Source organism: Chroococcidiopsis sp. TS-821, assembly GCF_002939305.1.
Lineage (GTDB): Bacteria > Cyanobacteriota > Cyanobacteriia > Cyanobacteriales > Chroococcidiopsidaceae > Chroogloeocystis.
Genome location: NZ_MVDI01000002.1, coordinates 33,650 through 50,208 on the forward strand (window position 1 = coordinate 33,650; position 16,559 = coordinate 50,208).

A 16,559-nucleotide genomic window follows, 5' to 3' on the forward strand; every position below is an offset into this window, starting at 1 on the left:
CAATTCTCCTTAACTCATGATGTATTAGTGTTGATGGTTGTATGATGTTAGTCTGCCATCATAGCAACATTTCCAATATACGGATAAGTTAAGAATAAGGTACGATCGCAGGAGTAGGCGAACATTTAGTCAGATTGCCAAATCTGAATTTCATTCAGTTGCGCGATCGCGACATCGGCTGAATGTAAATGTGCTGCTGAACTTCTCCAGGCAATACCTATACATCCTGCTGCACCCGCATTGCGTGCCATTTCAATATCACCTACAGAATCTCCTACCATCAAGGTATTTTGGGGAACGACTTCTAGCTTTTGGCAAGCTTGAATAAACAATGCTGGATCGGGTTTACTAGGTCCAAATTCCTCAACTCCCATTTGCAATTGCACGTAGTCTTGCAACCGATGGCGTTCGACAAAGGCTTTGACTCGTTGTGTTGAAGCTGCTGAAAGAATTCCTAGTTTTAAACCCGCTTGCGATAGATACTGTAGGACTTCTAAGGAACCAACAAATAACGGTGAAGGTGTCGTTCCAATTACTCGATCGGCTTCCATAAAGGCATTGTGCGCGATCGCCCGTGACTCTAACCACCCCCGCCCTGTTTCAGCAATATAAGCCGCTGCAGCAATTTCGGTTTCGTAACGACTACCAACCGCCAGTAATCCTGTTGGATCGAGGCGATCGCCTTGAATACCAAATGCCATTAACAACGGTTCTCCAATTCCAGGAATCTGCGCATCAATTAGGCGCGATCGCTTTTGTCCTAAGGAACGCAAATACTCTTCAGAATCTTCTAGGGTACCGTCTTTATCAAAGATAATTGCTTGAATATTTGGGAATATTTTGTTTTTACACTGAATTGAGACCAAACAAGATACCTCCTTGTGAGATGGTTACGATCGTGTGGGAAATTTGGGGAGGCAAAGCTGTAGATTTCAGCGATAAAAAAAGAGGGTTTTTCCCTCTTGTTAGTCACTATGCGATGTATTTACTTTCTACCCAGAAAAGAAAAAAGCTTACTCTTCGTCGGTTGCTGCTGGAATTTCTTCAAGCTCCTCCGTCGCCGCTGGAATTTCTTCAGCTACTGTTTCAGTATCTTCCAAGGTAATTCCTTGTTGTTTTGCTAGCAGTTGCTCGCGGTACTTAGCTGCCATTTCTTCAGCTTTTTCGTACACCAGGTCGCGATTCTTAATCATATCTCCTGGTTCGGGTTCTAGCTGCTTGGTAGACAACGAGATCCGACCGCGTTCCGCGTCCAAATCAATGATCATGACTTTTACTTCGTCATTGACGTTAAACACGCTGTGAGGTGTATCTATATGATCGTGCGAAATTTCAGAGATATGTAGTAGACCACTCACGCCACCAATATCAATGAATGCGCCGTAAGGTTTAATTCCGCGTACAGTACCGACCACAACTTCACCGACTTCTAGACGGTTCATCTTGCGCTCAACTAAAGCTCGGCGGTGCGATAGAACTAAGCGGTTGCGGTCTTCATCTACTTCTAGAAATTTTAGCGGTAGTTCTTCGCCGACTAAGTCTTCTTTGGGTTTACGAGTACTGATATGCGATCCTGGAATGAAGCCCCGTAGACCCTCAATGCGGACTAATGCGCCACCACGGTTGGTTGCAAAGACATTAGAGCGCACTGTGGCATCTTCGGTTTGCAATTGTCGTACTCGTTCCCACGCCCGCATATACTCGATTCGACGAATCGACAGCGTTAGCTGACCATCTTCATTTTCATCGGTAAGAATGAAGAATTCCCGTGTTTCGTTCGATTGTAAAACTTCTTCTGGGGAATCCACGCGGTTAATGGACATCTCCTGAATGGGGATGTACGCCGCTGTTTTCGCACCAATGTCAATCAGAGCGCCTCTAGGCTCGATACTGAATACTGTCCCAGCTACCGTATCTCCAGGACTAAAGTGATAATCGTACTTATCGAGTAGAGCAGCGAAATCCTCGTGAGTAAAACCAATTTCTGCGACAGTTTGTTTCTGATTGACCATGCTAATGTTTTCCTGGTATTTAGTCTCCGTAAGTTTTTGCCTCCTATCGATGTATATGTTCGCTACTTCTTAACAGCGCTTTACACCTACATCTCTAAGTTAATTCTAGCGTAGGATAGCCAAATCTATACGCACAAGTATTCAGACCCTCCATTATACCTGATTATCATGAATGAGTAAATTCATAATCGTTGATAGTTTCGGTGGCAATATCGGATGTTGGGGGACTGCTGCGGCGAGCGAGATCTTCTAGAGTATCTACAAAATCACGGATGCTCTGGAATTGGCGATATACTGAAGCAAAACGCACATAAGCTACCTCGCTAAGTGACTTGAGGTGATGTAAAACTAATTCGCCAATTTCTAAACTCGTGACTTCGCGCGAGGTGCGTTGTTGAAGTTCAGATTCAATCTCGTCTACTAATGCTTCGAGCCTGACTGTAGAAATACCTGTTTTATGGCAGGCTTGGACAATACCGCGAAGTAATTTGGAGCGATCGAAACACTCGCGATCGCCGTTTTGCTTTAAAACGGTAATTGGTAGAAACTCAATACGCTCATAGGTCGTAAAGCGACGCTGACAGTTGAGGCAATCGCGTCGCCTGCGGATACTTTGCCCTGCTTCTGTTACTCGTGATTCCAACACCCGATGATTAGGATGTTGGCAGAAAGGACAACGCATAAAAAACGCATCTTGAAAAAGGATTTACTTGCAATCGCGGTCAAGGTCAGAGGTCAGAACTCAAGGTTAGTGAAAGTCATCATGCCTAGCCTCGATAGTATCCTAACCATATTAACCTTGCCCTAAAACTCTACTTACCTTAAAGCAGGGAAAGATGCAAACAACCCGCTACTTCCACGCTCGGCAGCAGCGGTTGTCAAATTGCCTTCCTTGCTAAAACTAGCTTGAGAAATTGCTATTTCTTTTGGATGCGGGGAGGTTCGCGAAAGGCGACTGCAAAGAATAGAGTTCCAATTGCCAAGGCAAGAATTAAGATGTAAGCAACGCTTTCCATAAGACAATGTTCTAATTACAAGCTGAGCTAATATTGATAGTTTACCAAGCAAAAGAAAAGAACGGTTTAAAAAACTACTAAGGCTATAGTTGCCGCAGCAATTTGTTACCGTTCTTTACAATTACTAAAGAAGTGCTAAACAGCTTCTTTCTTCCTGGTAGTCTTGTCGCCGACTTTCTGGAACAGACCAAACTCGACTTGTTCTTCTAAATCTGCTTCAATTCCAGCAAATACGTCGCGGAAGATTGTTCGCGAACCATGCCAGAGATGACCGAAGAAGAATAACAAAGCAAATGTAGCGTGCGCGAAAGTAAACCAACCGCGCGGTGAGGTGCGGAAGACTCCGTCCGGTTTCGCGATCGCCAGGTCGCCAAAACGCGTACTTTGGTCGCCATCAAACAAGAAGGGTTCGCCTAATTGAGCTTGACGTGCGTACTTTTTCACGTCGGCTGGGTCGGTGAAGGTTTGTCCATCTAACTCACCGCCATAGAAGCTAACAGTGACACCTACTTGCTCGAAGCTGTACTTGGATTCTGCCCGACGGAAAGGAATATCAGCGCGGACAACACCATCAGCATCGGTCAGAATGACTGGGAACGTTTCAAAGAACGCAGGCATTCGGCGGACAAACAATTCACGTCCTTCGGCATCTTTGAACACGGGATGACCCAGCCAAGCTAAGGCAACGCCGTTCGTTTTATTCATCGGACCTACACGGAATAAACCGCCTTTGGCAGGGTTATTACCAATGTAGTCGTAGAAGGCGAGCTTTTCAGGAATTGCCGACCAAGCCTCTGATAGGGAAGCCCCTTCTGCTAGACTTGCTTGTACGCGACGTTCAATTTCTTGTTTGAAATAGCCATCATCCCATTGATAGCGGGTTGGACCAAATAATTCGATTGGCGTGGTCGCGCTGCCGTACCACATTGTGCCAGCAACAACAAACGCAGCAAAGAAGACGGCGGCAATACTGCTAGAAAGTACCGTTTCGATGTTACCCATCCGTAGAGCTTTGTACAGCCGTTCGGGTGGTCGTACTGACAGGTGGAATAAACCAGCAATAATACCAACAATACCAGCCGCGATATGGTGGGCAACAACGCCTCCAGGATTGAAGGGGTTAAACCCAGCAGGTCCCCACTCAGGTGCGACAGGTTGAACGCTACCTGTTAAACCATAAGGATCGGACACCCACATTCCTGGACCAAATAGTCCGGTAAGGTGGAACGCACCAAAACCAAAGCACAACAGACCAGATAAAAATAAGTGGATGCCAAACATTTTTGGCAAGTCAAGCGCGGGTTCGCCAGTACGGGGGTCTCTGAAAAGTTCTAAATCCCAATAAACCCAGTGCCAAACAGCCGCTAAGAATAGTAGCCCAGAAAGAATAATATGGGCAGCAGCGACGCCTTCAAACGACCAAATACCAGGGTCAGTGACAGCACTTCCTGTGATGTTCCAGCCCCCCCAGGAACCAGTAACGCCTAAGCGTGCCATGAAGGGCAGTACGTACATTCCTTGCCGCCACATGGGGTTGAGAACCGGATCGCTGGAGTCAAAAATTGCTAATTCATACAGGGCCATAGAACCAGCCCAACCTGCGACAAGCGCAGTATGCATTAGGTGTACAGAAATCAGTCGCCCTGGATCATTCAAGACGACTGTATGTACTCGGTACCAGGGTAGTCCCATCGACTACGATCCTCCAAGGGTGAATTATGTCTACAACGCAATTTTTCAACTTTTTGTTATTACCAGGTGCTTGCCGAGAAACACAACTGTGTTGAAGTAACAAATTGTCTTCACAGCTAAGCAATGGAAGGACAAACAAAAATGAGAATTATTAAAAAAGTGTAACTATGTCCTGTGCCGATTGCAAGAGCGATCCCGTTGGGTTATTGCACAACTGATTGAATATTTTTCAACTGACACATCGCTTCGGCTGCACCTAAGCGCTCAATGACTTGTTCAGCACTAATTAAGCGTTTGAGAACGACTTGACCAATTCCTTTGGCTGCGGAGTTGTTTTGAAGACTTGCGATGGGTTTGACCTCTACAGTTAATACAATGTCTTCTACAGCATACAACCACAACTTTTCGTTAGCTTCTACAAGGCAAATATTTAAGCGGTTAATATCTGGTTGACGTCGCCACGCAGTTTCGTTCCACAATCCATCCGATGCCCAGACTCGGCAGACTGTCCAGCCATCAGTGAGAAAGAAGTATTTCATACCGTTTTACCGTAAGGCTGCTCCGAATTAGGGAGTACGGGCAACAAAAAGAATAAAGAATAAAGAGAGCCGTCCTGTCGATCGCGCTTTTTGTGAAATAGTATCACGAGCTTCTGTAATCTGTAATTGTTGCAAAATGAGAATCATTCGCCTTGGCAATCAGCTTGTAACCTCTTATGCCGTATAACAATTAGAATTATTACAGTACTGAGTCATTGCTGCTGCTTGAAGCTATAGCTTATGCGATCGCCCACCACTGTAGAATTTATCGACGCGTTTGATGTCATCGTTGTCGGAGCAGGTCATGCTGGTTGTGAAGCTGCTCTTGCTACCGCACGCTTGGGCTGTCGGACGCTGCTGCTGACACTGAACTTGGATAAAATTGCTTGGCAACCGTGTAACCCGGCGGTCGGAGGTCCAGCTAAATCGCAGTTGACGCACGAAGTTGATGCCTTAGGTGGGGAAATCGGCAAGATGGCAGACCGTACCTACCTGCAAAAACGGATACTCAACTCATCAAGAGGACCTGCAGTGTGGGCATTACGCGCGCAAACAGATAAACGCGAATACGCAGCCGTCATGAAAGGAATTGTCGAGAACCAAGAAAATTTGACAATTCGCGAAGCGATGGTGACAGATTTGGTGTTGGGCGCCAACGATGAAGTCATTGGAGTCGAAACTTACTTTGGGGTCGGCTTCCAATCTCCCACGGTGATTTTAACGACGGGCACATTTCTCGGTGGTCGCATTTGGGTTGGCAATAAATCAATGCCCGCAGGACGCGCCGGAGAATTTGCCGCCGAAGGACTTACAGAAACACTCAATCAGCTGGGATTTGAAACTGGACGATTGAAAACAGGAACGCCAGCACGAGTCGATAAGCGATCGCTCGATTACAGTCAGTTAGAGCCGCAACCAGGCGACTCGGAAGTACGTTGGTTCAGCTTTGACCCGCAGGTATGGGTAGAACGCGAGCAAATGCCTTGTTACCTGACGCGCACCACCGCCCAAACACATCAGCTAATTCGCGATAATCTTCATTTATCTCCAGTTTATGGCGGCTGGGTAGATGCTAAAGGACCGCGCTACTGTCCCAGTATTGAAGATAAAATTGTCCGCTTTGCCGATAAAGAAAGCCATCAAATCTTTATTGAACCAGAAGGACGCGATATTCCTGAACTCTACATCCAAGGATTTTCTACCGGTTTACCCGAAGCGCTGCAACTGCAAATGCTCCGTACGCTTCCAGGGCTAGAAAACTGCGTGATGCTGCGTCCAGCGTATGCGGTGGAATACGACTATCTACCTGCAACGCAATGTTACCCAACGTTGATGACCAAGAAAGTTGCGGGTTTATTCTGTGCTGGACAAATTAACGGAACAACAGGGTATGAAGAAGCCGCAGCGCAGGGAATTGTTGCTGGTATTAACGCGGCGCGTTATGTACGGCATCAAGAAATGATTGTCTTTCCTCGCGAACAAAGTTATATCGGGACGCTGATAGACGATTTGTGTACGAAAGACTTGCGCGAACCTTATCGAATGCTAACTAGCCGTTCTGAGTATCGGTTGTTACTGCGCTCCGATAATGCCGATCAGCGATTAACACCACTAGGACGCGAGATTGGGTTAATTGATGACCGCAGGTGGGAGCTGTTTACCCGCAAACAAGCAAACATTGCAGCGGAAAAAGAACGACTTCATACCACACGCGTGAAAGAACACGAACCAGTAGGACAAGCAATCGCAGCCTCTACGCAGCAAGCCATTAAAGGCTCGATCACGCTTGCTGATTTACTGCGGCGTCCTGGCTTTCATTACAAAGATCTAGAACATCATGGTTTGGGTAACTCGGCTCTTGATGTTGTGGAAAAAGAAGGTGCTGAAATTGAAATTAAATACTCAGGCTATCTGCAACGCCAGCAAAACCAGATTGACCAAATCTCGCGACAAGCACACCGCCCATTACCGCCAGATCTAGATTATGCAGCGATCGAAACGCTATCGAAAGAAGCCCGCGAGAAACTTGCCAAAGTCAAACCGCTGACAATCGGTCAAGCCGCGCGAATTGGTGGCGTCAACCCTGCGGATGTCAATGCGTTGCTCGTCTATCTGGAAGTACGTTCTCGTGGCGGCGCGATCGCACAACCTTCCGTTTTAGTATCGTAGGAAAGAAGGGCAATTGAGAAGTTTTGAGCGATGAGTTATGAGTGTTGAGTGGCTATTGACTAGCAATCAATTTTGAATCGAAAAAATTCTCCTCAGATCTCCTCTGTACCTCTACTCCCTCTGCTTTCCTGCTCTAAAAAACCCCGATCCCTCATCAATGGAGTTCTCATAGTGGGCTTATTCGACGATTTCAACCGCTTTTTAGAAAACCGCTTAGAAGAATTTTTGCGCAACAACCCGCATTTGGAGTTTGAAGCGCTTTTAGAACAACTCCGCGAGCAAGAAGAAGATACTTTAAAATTGATTGCGGATTTGCAACTACAAGAGAAGCGCGCGCAAGATGAAATTTTAGCGACTGCGCAAGAAATCCAGCGTTGGCACGTTCGTGTAGAAAAAGCAAAAGCAGCAAATCGACTCGACCTCGCACAACCAGCACAAGAACGCGAAGCCGCATTGTTGCGGGAAGGTAATCAGCGTTGGGGTCACATGCAGGGTTTAAAAGAACGTATTAGCCAAGCAAAAGAACTACTACACCAAATTCAACAACGACGCCAAGAAGTTCAAAGAAAAGCGACAGAAGCACAAGTAAATCGCGCCAATTACCAAACGCAACAACTCTGGGAAACAGAGGGTTGGAATCGTCGCGAGCGATCGCAAGAAGCAGATGACCTCGAAGCAACTTTTCAGCGCTGGGAAACTCAAGAGGAATTAGAACAGTTAAAGCGAAATATGGGCAGATAGGATATTTGCCGTCGTCAAAAAAAATTATTCGTAAGTTAGTAGGTAATTGGTCATCGGTGATTCATTTGCCTTGTCCAGCTACCAACTATTTTGCAGGTGATGAATCAAGCATAGATTTAAACAAACTTTTACTGTTCGCTGTTAGATTGATCTCAGGACTTAGCACGGCGATCGGACCTCTTGCCAATTCCTCTAACTCGCAAATACAAGACTTCTACAAGCTTGTGTTACTAATTACCATTTTTATCAAGTCTAACTGCATTCCGGAATTTTCAGGAAGATTACTATATCCTGAAAAACATCAATAGGGCGAACGATGGGATTCGAACCCACGAATGGAGGAACCACAATCCTCTGCCTTAACCACTTGGCTACGCTCGCCGTTGCATTACTCAGTATACCACTTTTATTCGCAGCTTGATTGCTTTAACACAAAATATGAAAAATCCTCATATTATTACCTACCTTGGAGTTGCAGCCTTAGCAGGAATAGGAATCACAATGGCTGCGACTAACCCAAGCTTGTCAGCCTACGAAGCCTATGCGGTACAACGGTTGACAGAATACTTAAAAAGCGACGTTTGTTCGCAAGTTCCAGAGGCTTTTGGCGATTTCTTGCAGCGTAATTGCGCTAAGATTGTGGATTCGAGCCAAGAGCAAATGCGATTGATCGTTACTCAAGCAACACAGCAGCAAAATTTTATTCTATTTAGTATTTATCGAACGAATCTATCGGTGAATCCTTTACTGCCATCTTATCAATTTGAAACTTTAGGAGTTTTTAATAATTTTTACACTTATAGTGCTGAACGTCAGTAAGCCTAGCCCAGAACGCGAATGAATTCTAAGGGTAATCCATCCGGATCGGCAATAAAGGCGACTTCATAACAGCGATCGCCAATTTGTTGTTGAGTCGGTTCGAGAAGAACTTTTAAAGCCTGATATCGTTCGGGTTGCGACTGCTGGGCTTGGATAAAGCGTTGTTGTAATGCCGTTAACCAACTAGGAAGATCGCTAGTGACATGACTCAGGTCAAACGATAAGTGGTAGTATCCGACATAATGTTCGTCGTTGAAAGCGTCTGGTGCGGGGCGGGGTTGAGGAATTTGAATGAGTTCAATTCTGCCATTGAGTCCTTCCATCCAGCAAGCCAAGGTGTAGCCTGTAGTAAAGCGCTCGCACACGGTAAACCCCAGAAGTTCGTAAAAGGCGATCGCGCGATGAATATCAGCAGTGCGAATCGAAGCGTGATGCATGGAAGTAGCGCAGGTAAAATACCTACGTGCTATTCAAACAATCGGAAATAAGGGTAGCGTACAGGGACACCAGGCTCTTTTTCCAAGTCAAAGTTAATCACTTCCCAACATGGTTCCTCTTGAGGATCGGGACTAAATTCTACAGGTAAACCGTAAAGCCTTGGTTTTGAGGCTTCCGACTGTCCTCGCCAGGGTGTACTTCGCTCTAAATAACCACTAATCAGTTCTTGATAGCGACGGGCGATGATCACGCGAGTTGCGCGATATCCTTGCGTATACAGGCGATCGAGTGCCTCGTGAATTTCAAAGCGAATGCCATCAGGATGCGTGTGCTGTCGATACCACTCGCTATTCCAACGTCGCCAGTGACGCCCTGACTGAAGATGAATCAGTTCGCCAGTTTTGGGATCGGCTTCAAAAGCGCCGTGACGCGGACACAAATACGTATCAGTCAAAGTCAGTGCCGGAATCGTCTGGCGACAGTGAGGACACTGAATTTCGGGACCAAAAATTGGGTATTGTAAGCCTGGGTTAATCATGTAGAGCAAAGCAGCATAGGTCTCTGTACACCAGCGCCAGTAGTTTTATTTTGACATTGCTCTAAAAAGCTGTCATACTTTTTTGCTTGCACTGTCTTTCTATCAGTTTTTACACCATGATATGCTCATAGAACAACCAAGTTTTAATTCTTTTATCCACATTCGCAGATAAATTTTGGTTGAACTCTGAGAATAATATCTATTCTACTGTGTCTGTTATATCCTACTGGAGCGATCCTGACCTTTCTGCGGCGGCTTTTGTTGCTGCCAATGCTACTGTTGTGGGTAAAGTCACGCTGGCAACAGGGGTAAGCGTCTGGTATGGTGCTGTCATTCGCGGTGATGTTGAGCGAATTGAAATTGGCGAGTATACAAATATTCAGGATGGTGCGATTTTGCATGGCGATCCTGGTAAGCCCACGATTTTAGAAGATTACGTGACTGTAGGGCATCGAGCCGTTGTGCATTCAGCGTATATTGAACGCGGTAGCTTGATCGGAATCGGCGCAGTCATTTTAGATGGAGTTAGGGTAGGAACTGGAAGTATCGTTGGGGCTGGGGCTGTTGTGACGAAAGATGTTCCGCCGCGATCGCTTGTTGTTGGAGTACCTGGAAAATGCATTCGTGAGGTTTCTGAATCAGAAGCCGCTGAATTAATTACTCACGCACGTCACTATCAAAAGCTAGCGCTCGTTCATGCAGGTAAAGGTACAGACTTAGGATTCTTGCCGTAGGTGGTGCTTTAGTACATGAAAAAGCAATGCCCGCAAGGCAAAATATAATAATCTTTACATAAAGAACTTATTCACTAAGATAACAATGCGGGGATCTAGAAATTTTACCAATTTCGGCTAACAATAAAAGATGAGAAAATTCAAAAATCTTTAATTTCTACTTTCAAGAGGTAAAGATATGGACATCGATATGCGGGTTGCTTTTGTGTTACTTCCTGTCATTGCCGCAGCAAGTTGGGCAGTGTTCAACATTGCACCTGCTGCTATCAAGCAAATTCAAGCTTTTCTCAACAAGGAAGCTTAGGTAACGAAAGTTAAATCAAGCTGAAATAGAGGAGATAGCAAGACAAGGTGACCGAGAATGTCTTGCTCTTCTCCTTCTAAAGATGACAGACTTAGGTGAATGTCTGGGTAATATCTGTATCTACGATTAAAGTGGCGATACCAGAAAGATACTGGTTATAGCGGTTACCCTCGATGTCTAGAGTGCGGTCGAAGCGCCATCCTCGATCGAGCACAGTTACTGTATCGCCGACGTTCCCTTTCACAATTAACTCATTGCTGGTGTCAGAGAGGTTGAGTAACTCCAAGCGATTGAGCTTTAAGGTATTGTCGCCTGTCCCCGTCAGGTCGATTAGCTCAAATTCACTCATCTTGTTGTTACTAAGATTAATCAAGTCTAGATTGATACCAGTACCATCGACTCTTAACGTATCATTGCCGCTACCGCCTTTGACGCGGCGATCGCTTGCATCGAACGCGATAGTGTCATTTCCTGCACCACCATAAAGAACGTCTGCGCCTAAACCGCCAATTAAAGTATCATTGCCTAACCCACCGATGATGACGTCATTGCTAGGCGTGCCAGTTAGGCGATCGCTGTTTGCTGTACCTAGATGCGTAACTTTACCAGTGAAGTTGCGACCAAATACTACATAACTTTCGCCAGCATTTTGTTGCCAATTGGCATCGGCATTAGAAGCTCCGATTATCAAATCATCAAAGCCATCACCGTTAACATCTCCTGCCCCACTTACCGAATTACCTGAGTTGTCACTTGGCACAATACCATTAATGACAATACCATTGCTGCCATTGAAGTCAGAAGTGTCGAGGCTGGGAGTAAAGCCTGCTGCTTTGCCGAACACCAAATAACTCTTACCCGTAGCACCTCGGTAAAACCCAGCGTCACCGTCGCTAGGAGAACCAACGATCAAGTCATCGAAGCCATCGCCGTTGACATCTCCTGCCCCACTTACCGAAATGTTTGAAGAAAAATAGGTACTAAACCCGCTAATTTTGAAACCATTAGTTCCATTGAGGGTAGAAAGATCTAAGCTAGCACTAAACTTCCCTGGTTTACCAAAGACTACGTAGCTGTAACCCCCATTAAAAGTGGATGCCCCAATAATTAGGTCGCCAAAGCCGTCACCATTAATATCCCCTGCCTCTGAAATACTACTAGGGGAGTAATTGTTGTCGGCAAATCCCCTAATCTTAAAGCCATTGGTGCCATCGAGGGTAGACAAGTTAAAGTTGGTATCAAACCCCTCTGCGCCGAACACGACATAGCTTTCACCAGCAGAATTGGCACGAGGAGCACCAATAACGATGTCGCTCAAGCCGTCGCCGTTAATATCCCCTGCACCACTCACGGAAGTCCCCAAACTGTCACCACTATTAATACCGCGAATCCTAAAGCCATTGGTGCCATCAAGGGTAGACAAGTTCAAGTTAGCACTAAAGCCCCCCTGCTTGCCGAACACGACATAGCTTTCACCAGCGGAATTGGCATTAGGAGCACCAATTATGAGGTCGTGGATGCCATCGCCGTTGACGTCCCCTGCACCACTCACGGAAGTCCCCAAACTGTCGGAAGTACTAAGGCTATTAATCCTAAAGCCATTGGTGCCATCAAGGGTAGACAAGTTCAAGTTGGTATCAAACCCCTCTGCGCCGAACACGACATAGCTTTCACCAGCAGAATTGGCAAGAGGAGCACCAATAATAATGTCAGCAAAGCCATCGCTGTTGACATCCCCTGCTGAACTGACCGAAGTGCCTGAATAGTCATAAGCATTAATGCCGCGAATCTTAAAGCCATTCTTGCCATTGAGGTCAGCAAGGTTGAGTTCTTCTGTAAATTGGAATCCTGCTGTAAACCTGAAGTAATCGTTCGCAAGGCTTAAACCTGTAACGCCTTGGATAATTGCAATGAGTTCATTCGGTTCGCTACCAGGCTTATTGATGTAGATCGCTGTCCCCTTTGGTAAACCACTCGGCGATGCAGCCAAAACATATTTGCTGCGAGTTCCCTGGAGTTGAATGACATCAGCGTTGGGGTTAAAGTCAGTGATGAGTGCGTAACTACTTCTACCATCGGTGGCAGGGTTGCGATCGTCATAGAAAACTTGAGTGGCATTTCCAAGAACGAATCGATCTGACGCCGTACCGCCAGTTAAAGTATCCTTTTCTCTAACTCCTCCGGAACTTCCCCAAAGTTTATCTTTACCTGCACCTCCAGAAAGGCGATCGCTACCTGCTAATCCCTTAAGGACATTGTTAAGATCATTGCCAATAATGATGTTATTGAGGTTATTACCTGTGCCACTAGTGGCTCTCGAGTTTAGCGTCAAATTTTCCAGATTACTGCCTAGCGTATAGCTGAAGTTAGCTATAACCGTATCTATTCCTGAGTTGGCAGCTTCTATAAGCGTGTCACCCGTGCTAGTAAGGATATAAGTATCGTTTCCTTTACCACCATGCAAGACATCACCGTACGAGTTGGCATTGCCAAATCGAGAGTCACTTCCTCTCAATGTATCGTCTCCATTGCCACCGTACAAAGTGTCTCTGAAATCCTGATTGATTAGCGAGTAGTAGCCCCCTCTTAAATCATCATTGCCATCGCCACCATAGAGGACGTCGTTCCCAGAAGTATACCTGTCATCACCTAGTAGAGTGTCGTTGCCGTCACCACCATACAGCGTATCATTGTCATTATAGCTGTAACGTTGTCCGCCCACTAGATAATTATTGGCAGCGTTACCAACGATGATGTTGTTGAGGTTGTTGCCTGTACCATTAATCGCGCGAGTCCCTGTTAGGGTGAGATTCTCTAGCTTATTTCCTAACGTATAGCTGACCGATGACCGGACGGTATCTGTACCTGAATTATCAATAATCGTGTCTGTTATACTGTCAACAATATAAATATCGTTACCTGCTCCTCCGTTCAGGGTATCTATACCAGTTCCACCATTGAGTGTATCGTTGCCTGTGCCCCCGAATAGGCGATCGTTACCTCCTAGACCGCGTAAAATATCATTACCAGCAAAACCAAATATAGAATCAGCCGAGTTAGTGCCAGTGAGAGTATCGTTTCCTGGCGTACCCTTGATAATCGCCATACAACATCTCCATATATTATCTCAGCTATATAAATTTAGGAATTAAAACACGAACTTGTTTGAGCAACAGCAAGCAGGTAATGATAGCAGTACGCTTTCCAAAACCTCATTATTTGCTGTATCTAATAAATGAAACTAGCGCTATTTGGTTATGAGTAATTAAAGTTTTAATAAATAGTTGAAGTTTGAGTAAGGCAAAAGAGTTGAATTAATCTTGACAAAGAAAGCGCATCATACTAACTATTTTTCTCAGATAGCTTATGCTGATACGCCGATTCTCCTGCGCAGCTTTTCTGCTCTACGCTTAGCAGTAGAATTATTGGGTTCAAACTCTAGCGTTTGCTCGTAGGTTTGTAGTGCTTGAGCTGTTAGGTTTTTTCGCTCGTAAGCATGACCTAAGTTGTTGAGTGCAGTGATGTATTGAGGTCGATGTTTAAGAGCTTCTTTGTAGTTGCGAATTGCTAAGTCATACTGCTCTTGGGCAAAGTAAGCATAGCCTAACCCGTTATAAATAGGAGCAATATTTTCTTCTGCTTCTTGTTCGGCTGCTTTGAGTGCTTTTTGAAATAGCGAGATCGCTTGCGCGTAAACTTTTTTATCTAAATAAATACTTGCCAACTCATAATATTCTTGCGTTGTTCCCTTTTCCTTGTTGAGCTTCTTTTGCAGCCGCGAGAGTGCATTTTCTATTCTACGGGTTTTGAAAACTTGACGGAAGATGGTGAAGCCCGCCACTGATAGTAACACTAGCAAAATAGAAAGGTAAACAACAGCTAAAGAGTTATCCATTGTTTGTAAATACAGATATTAAACAAGTTTGTGCTGTCTTTATTATTAAAGAGATGGGGGACTGGGGGCTAGAGGTGAGTTATAATTTTTGCTCGCACTTTGCATTTAGTTATCTGAAAATCTAGCTTTCTGGTTAATTGGCAATCCCCAATAGCTAGCACGTTGTTGCAGCCACCCTTGTGTGAAGTAACGCGCGATCGCAGCGTTTACCTGTTGTCGCAAGGCATTATATTGCAAGCCTTTGGGCATTGCGATCGCTATTGGCTCTGCGGACAGTAATGTTGGTAAAAGGCGATATTGTGGATATTCTTGTACCCAGCCGCTCAAAACACTAGCATCAGCGGCGAACCCATCAGCATTATTAGACTCTAAAAGTGAGTAAGCTTGCGTGTAAGAGTCAACACCAACTAATTGCACTGATGGCATGAAATAACGAATCGTAGGAATCGTACTTGAACCATTTAAGACGGCTATTCTTCTTGCTGCAAAATCACTCAAGTTCTGTACGGACGGAACTTTTGTTACGATCGCTGTTCCATCAAAGTAGTAAGGAAGACTGAAATCCACCAATCGCGCGCGCGATTCTGTCACCGTTATGTTGGCGATCGCAAAATCGACTTGACGGTCTATCACTGCTGCTAAGCGATCGCGGTTGGCGACAGGTTGAAATCGAACCGCGTTAGCATCTCCTAGCAAATCTTGGGCTAAACGCTGTGCTATGTCAATTTCTAGCCCTTGCAGGTTTCCTTGCGCATCGAGGTAACTGAGTGGACGTAAATTGTCTTTCACCGCAACGAGAAAATAACCGCGTTGCTGAATTTCTGGCAAATTAGCAGCATGGGTAGCGATCGCAAATGGAATTCCCCAGCGTGCAATCGCTGTGCCTGCCCTAATATTCATGCTAGCTATCACAAAGGAACAAACAAGAATCAGCAGAAGCTGACGTTTTACCTTCATCCCCGCGCTTGGTTTGCCATTTCTGCAACTTTAGCAAAACCTGCTGGATCGAGGACTGCCATTTGTGCCAACATTTTACGATTAAGTTGAACGTTGGCTTTTTTCAGATTTCCGATTAGTTGGCTGTAGCTCATATCGTGCTGTCGCGCTGCAGCATTGATACGGGTAATCCACAACCGACGGAAATCGCGCTTGCGTTTTTTGCGATCGCGATAGGCGCTTCGCAGTGCTTTCATCACTTGCTGATTTGCAGTGCGAAATAGAGTTGAGTGCGAACCGCGAAAACCTTTGGCTAGTTTGAGAATTTTTTTACGGCGCTTGCGCGCAACGTTACCGCGTTTGACTCGTGTCATCGTTTTTTCCTAAAAGTTAAATTACAAGTATGGCAGCATAAACCGGACGTTTTGCTCGTCGCGTTCGTTGACGACTTCCATTTGGGAGAGGCGACGCTTTCTTGCAGAAGATTTGTGCTGTAGTAGGTGGTTTTTGAACGCTTTGCGGCGAACAATTTTTCCACTACCAGTTGCACGAAACCTTTTTGCCGCTGCTTTTCTGGTTTTAAGTTTTGGCATGAGTTTTTGTTAATTCGACACAATCTATCATCATACCATGTCGTTGCCTATACTGCATGAAGTGAGCGTTCTTGCGATCTGTCGTGAGAAAGACGCAGACACACTGTTACTTGCTTAGGATGATGGAGATTCG

18 protein-coding genes and 1 tRNA gene are annotated in these 16,559 nt (G+C 45.4%); 5 read left to right on the plus strand and 14 right to left on the minus strand.

Going from position 1 to position 16,559, the window contains the following annotated elements; all coding sequences use genetic code 11:
* Nucleotides 1–125: 125 nt before the first annotated feature.
* The 6 genes from B1A85_RS07815 to B1A85_RS07840 form a co-directional block, all read right to left on the minus strand.
* A complete protein-coding gene (locus tag B1A85_RS07815; RefSeq protein WP_104546361.1) occupies nt 126–866 on the minus strand; it encodes an HAD family hydrolase in 741 nt (246 codons plus the stop codon).
* Between the two features lie 147 nt (nt 867–1,013).
* The gene (locus B1A85_RS07820; RefSeq protein ID WP_104546362.1) at nt 1,014–2,012 is read right to left on the minus strand and encodes a 30S ribosomal protein S1; all 999 of its coding nucleotides are present in this window, start codon (nt 2,010–2,012) and stop codon (nt 1,014–1,016) included.
* 166 nt (nt 2,013–2,178) lie between these two features.
* Complete coding sequence (gene nrdR, locus B1A85_RS07825; RefSeq protein WP_104546363.1) at nt 2,179–2,694, minus strand: transcriptional regulator NrdR; 516 nt, start codon at nt 2,692–2,694, stop codon at nt 2,179–2,181.
* Between the two features lie 235 nt (nt 2,695–2,929).
* Nucleotides 2,930–3,028: a photosystem II reaction center protein T gene (locus tag B1A85_RS07830; RefSeq protein WP_104546364.1), complete on the minus strand. Its 99-nt coding sequence runs from the start codon at nt 3,026–3,028 to the stop codon at nt 2,930–2,932.
* A gap of 135 nt (nt 3,029–3,163) precedes the next feature.
* Complete coding sequence (gene psbB, locus B1A85_RS07835) at nt 3,164–4,720, minus strand: photosystem II chlorophyll-binding protein CP47 (RefSeq protein ID WP_104546365.1); 1,557 nt, start codon at nt 4,718–4,720, stop codon at nt 3,164–3,166.
* Between the two features lie 203 nt (nt 4,721–4,923).
* Nucleotides 4,924–5,259, minus strand: a complete 336-nt coding sequence (locus B1A85_RS07840; protein WP_104546366.1) for a hypothetical protein — start codon at nt 5,257–5,259, stop codon at nt 4,924–4,926.
* Between the two features lie 240 nt (nt 5,260–5,499).
* On the opposite strand from B1A85_RS07840, the gene mnmG reads away from it, so the two are divergent.
* Complete coding sequence (mnmG, locus tag B1A85_RS07845) at nt 5,500–7,428, plus strand: tRNA uridine-5-carboxymethylaminomethyl(34) synthesis enzyme MnmG (protein WP_104546367.1); 1,929 nt, start codon at nt 5,500–5,502, stop codon at nt 7,426–7,428.
* A 171-nt stretch (nt 7,429–7,599) separates the two neighbouring features.
* Nucleotides 7,600–8,169: a TIGR04376 family protein gene (locus B1A85_RS07850; protein ID WP_104546368.1), complete on the plus strand. Its 570-nt coding sequence runs from the start codon at nt 7,600–7,602 to the stop codon at nt 8,167–8,169.
* Between the two features lie 308 nt (nt 8,170–8,477).
* Here B1A85_RS07850 and B1A85_RS07855 read toward each other — a convergent pair.
* A tRNA-His gene (locus tag B1A85_RS07855) sits at nt 8,478–8,550 on the minus strand.
* A gap of 57 nt (nt 8,551–8,607) precedes the next feature.
* Between B1A85_RS07855 and B1A85_RS07860 the strand changes: the two genes are divergently transcribed.
* Entirely contained in the window at nt 8,608–8,988 is a 381-nt protein-coding gene (locus B1A85_RS07860; RefSeq protein ID WP_104546369.1) for a DUF4359 domain-containing protein, read from the plus strand.
* Nucleotides 8,989–8,990: 2 nt separating this feature from the next.
* Here B1A85_RS07860 and B1A85_RS07865 read toward each other — a convergent pair whose 3' ends face one another.
* Together B1A85_RS07865 and B1A85_RS07870 are read right to left on the minus strand one after the other, a co-directional pair.
* Complete coding sequence (locus B1A85_RS07865) at nt 8,991–9,425, minus strand: VOC family protein (protein WP_104546370.1); 435 nt, start codon at nt 9,423–9,425, stop codon at nt 8,991–8,993.
* A gap of 29 nt (nt 9,426–9,454) precedes the next feature.
* Nucleotides 9,455–9,964: a TIGR02652 family protein gene (locus B1A85_RS07870; RefSeq protein WP_015188469.1), complete on the minus strand. Its 510-nt coding sequence runs from the start codon at nt 9,962–9,964 to the stop codon at nt 9,455–9,457.
* 209 nt (nt 9,965–10,173) lie between these two features.
* On the opposite strand from B1A85_RS07870, the gene B1A85_RS07875 reads away from it, so the two are divergent.
* Complete coding sequence (locus B1A85_RS07875) at nt 10,174–10,698, plus strand: gamma carbonic anhydrase family protein (RefSeq protein ID WP_104546371.1); 525 nt, start codon at nt 10,174–10,176, stop codon at nt 10,696–10,698.
* A 178-nt stretch (nt 10,699–10,876) separates the two neighbouring features.
* Nucleotides 10,877–11,002 (plus strand): photosystem II protein Y, encoded by a 126-nt coding sequence (locus B1A85_RS07880; protein ID WP_015188467.1) that lies wholly within the window; start codon nt 10,877–10,879, stop codon nt 11,000–11,002.
* Nucleotides 11,003–11,093: 91 nt separating this feature from the next.
* Here the strand turns inward: B1A85_RS07880 and B1A85_RS25160 are convergent, their stop codons facing one another.
* The 5 genes from B1A85_RS25160 to rpmI form a co-directional block, all read right to left on the minus strand.
* Nucleotides 11,094–14,108, minus strand: a complete 3,015-nt coding sequence (locus B1A85_RS25160) for an S-layer family protein (RefSeq protein ID WP_104546372.1) — start codon at nt 14,106–14,108, stop codon at nt 11,094–11,096.
* A 258-nt stretch (nt 14,109–14,366) separates the two neighbouring features.
* The gene (locus B1A85_RS07890) at nt 14,367–14,897 is read right to left on the minus strand and encodes a tetratricopeptide repeat protein (protein WP_104546373.1); all 531 of its coding nucleotides are present in this window, start codon (nt 14,895–14,897) and stop codon (nt 14,367–14,369) included.
* A 105-nt stretch (nt 14,898–15,002) separates the two neighbouring features.
* Nucleotides 15,003–15,797, minus strand: coding sequence for a transporter substrate-binding domain-containing protein (locus B1A85_RS07895; RefSeq protein WP_104546823.1), 795 nt, complete (start codon nt 15,795–15,797; stop codon nt 15,003–15,005).
* Between the two features lie 53 nt (nt 15,798–15,850).
* Nucleotides 15,851–16,207 carry a 50S ribosomal protein L20 gene (rplT, locus tag B1A85_RS07900; protein ID WP_104546374.1) on the minus strand — a complete coding sequence of 119 codons (357 nt, stop codon included), beginning with the start codon at nt 16,205–16,207 and terminating at the stop codon, nt 15,851–15,853.
* Nucleotides 16,208–16,228: 21 nt separating this feature from the next.
* Nucleotides 16,229–16,426, minus strand: a complete 198-nt coding sequence (gene rpmI / locus B1A85_RS07905; protein WP_073549123.1) for a 50S ribosomal protein L35 — start codon at nt 16,424–16,426, stop codon at nt 16,229–16,231.
* Nucleotides 16,427–16,559: the final 133 nt, after the last annotated feature.

Bases quoted from the DNA above. Each gene is read 5' to 3' on its own strand.
- B1A85_RS07860 (WP_104546369.1), top strand. From the start codon at position 8,608: ATGAAAAATCCTCATATTATTACCTACCTTGGAGTTGCAGCCTTAGCA.
- B1A85_RS07870 (WP_015188469.1), bottom strand. From the start codon at position 9,964: ATGATTAACCCAGGCTTACAATACCCAATTTTTGGTCCCGAAATTCAG.
- rplT (WP_104546374.1), bottom strand. From the start codon at position 16,207: ATGACACGAGTCAAACGCGGTAACGTTGCGCGCAAGCGCCGTAAAAAA.
- B1A85_RS07865 (WP_104546370.1), bottom strand. From the start codon at position 9,425: ATGCATCACGCTTCGATTCGCACTGCTGATATTCATCGCGCGATCGCC.
- B1A85_RS07840 (WP_104546366.1), bottom strand. From the start codon at position 5,259: ATGAAATACTTCTTTCTCACTGATGGCTGGACAGTCTGCCGAGTCTGG.
- mnmG (WP_104546367.1), top strand. From the start codon at position 5,500: ATGCGATCGCCCACCACTGTAGAATTTATCGACGCGTTTGATGTCATC.
- B1A85_RS07895 (WP_104546823.1), bottom strand. From the start codon at position 15,797: ATGAATATTAGGGCAGGCACAGCGATTGCACGCTGGGGAATTCCATTT.
- B1A85_RS07830 (WP_104546364.1), bottom strand. From the start codon at position 3,028: ATGGAAAGCGTTGCTTACATCTTAATTCTTGCCTTGGCAATTGGAACT.
- nrdR (WP_104546363.1), bottom strand. From the start codon at position 2,694: ATGCGTTGTCCTTTCTGCCAACATCCTAATCATCGGGTGTTGGAATCA.
- B1A85_RS25160 (WP_104546372.1), bottom strand. From the start codon at position 14,108: ATGGCGATTATCAAGGGTACGCCAGGAAACGATACTCTCACTGGCACT.
- B1A85_RS07880 (WP_015188467.1), top strand. From the start codon at position 10,877: ATGGACATCGATATGCGGGTTGCTTTTGTGTTACTTCCTGTCATTGCC.
- B1A85_RS07820 (WP_104546362.1), bottom strand. From the start codon at position 2,012: ATGGTCAATCAGAAACAAACTGTCGCAGAAATTGGTTTTACTCACGAG.
- psbB (WP_104546365.1), bottom strand. From the start codon at position 4,720: ATGGGACTACCCTGGTACCGAGTACATACAGTCGTCTTGAATGATCCA.
- rpmI (WP_073549123.1), bottom strand. From the start codon at position 16,426: ATGCCAAAACTTAAAACCAGAAAAGCAGCGGCAAAAAGGTTTCGTGCA.
- B1A85_RS07890 (WP_104546373.1), bottom strand. From the start codon at position 14,897: ATGGATAACTCTTTAGCTGTTGTTTACCTTTCTATTTTGCTAGTGTTA.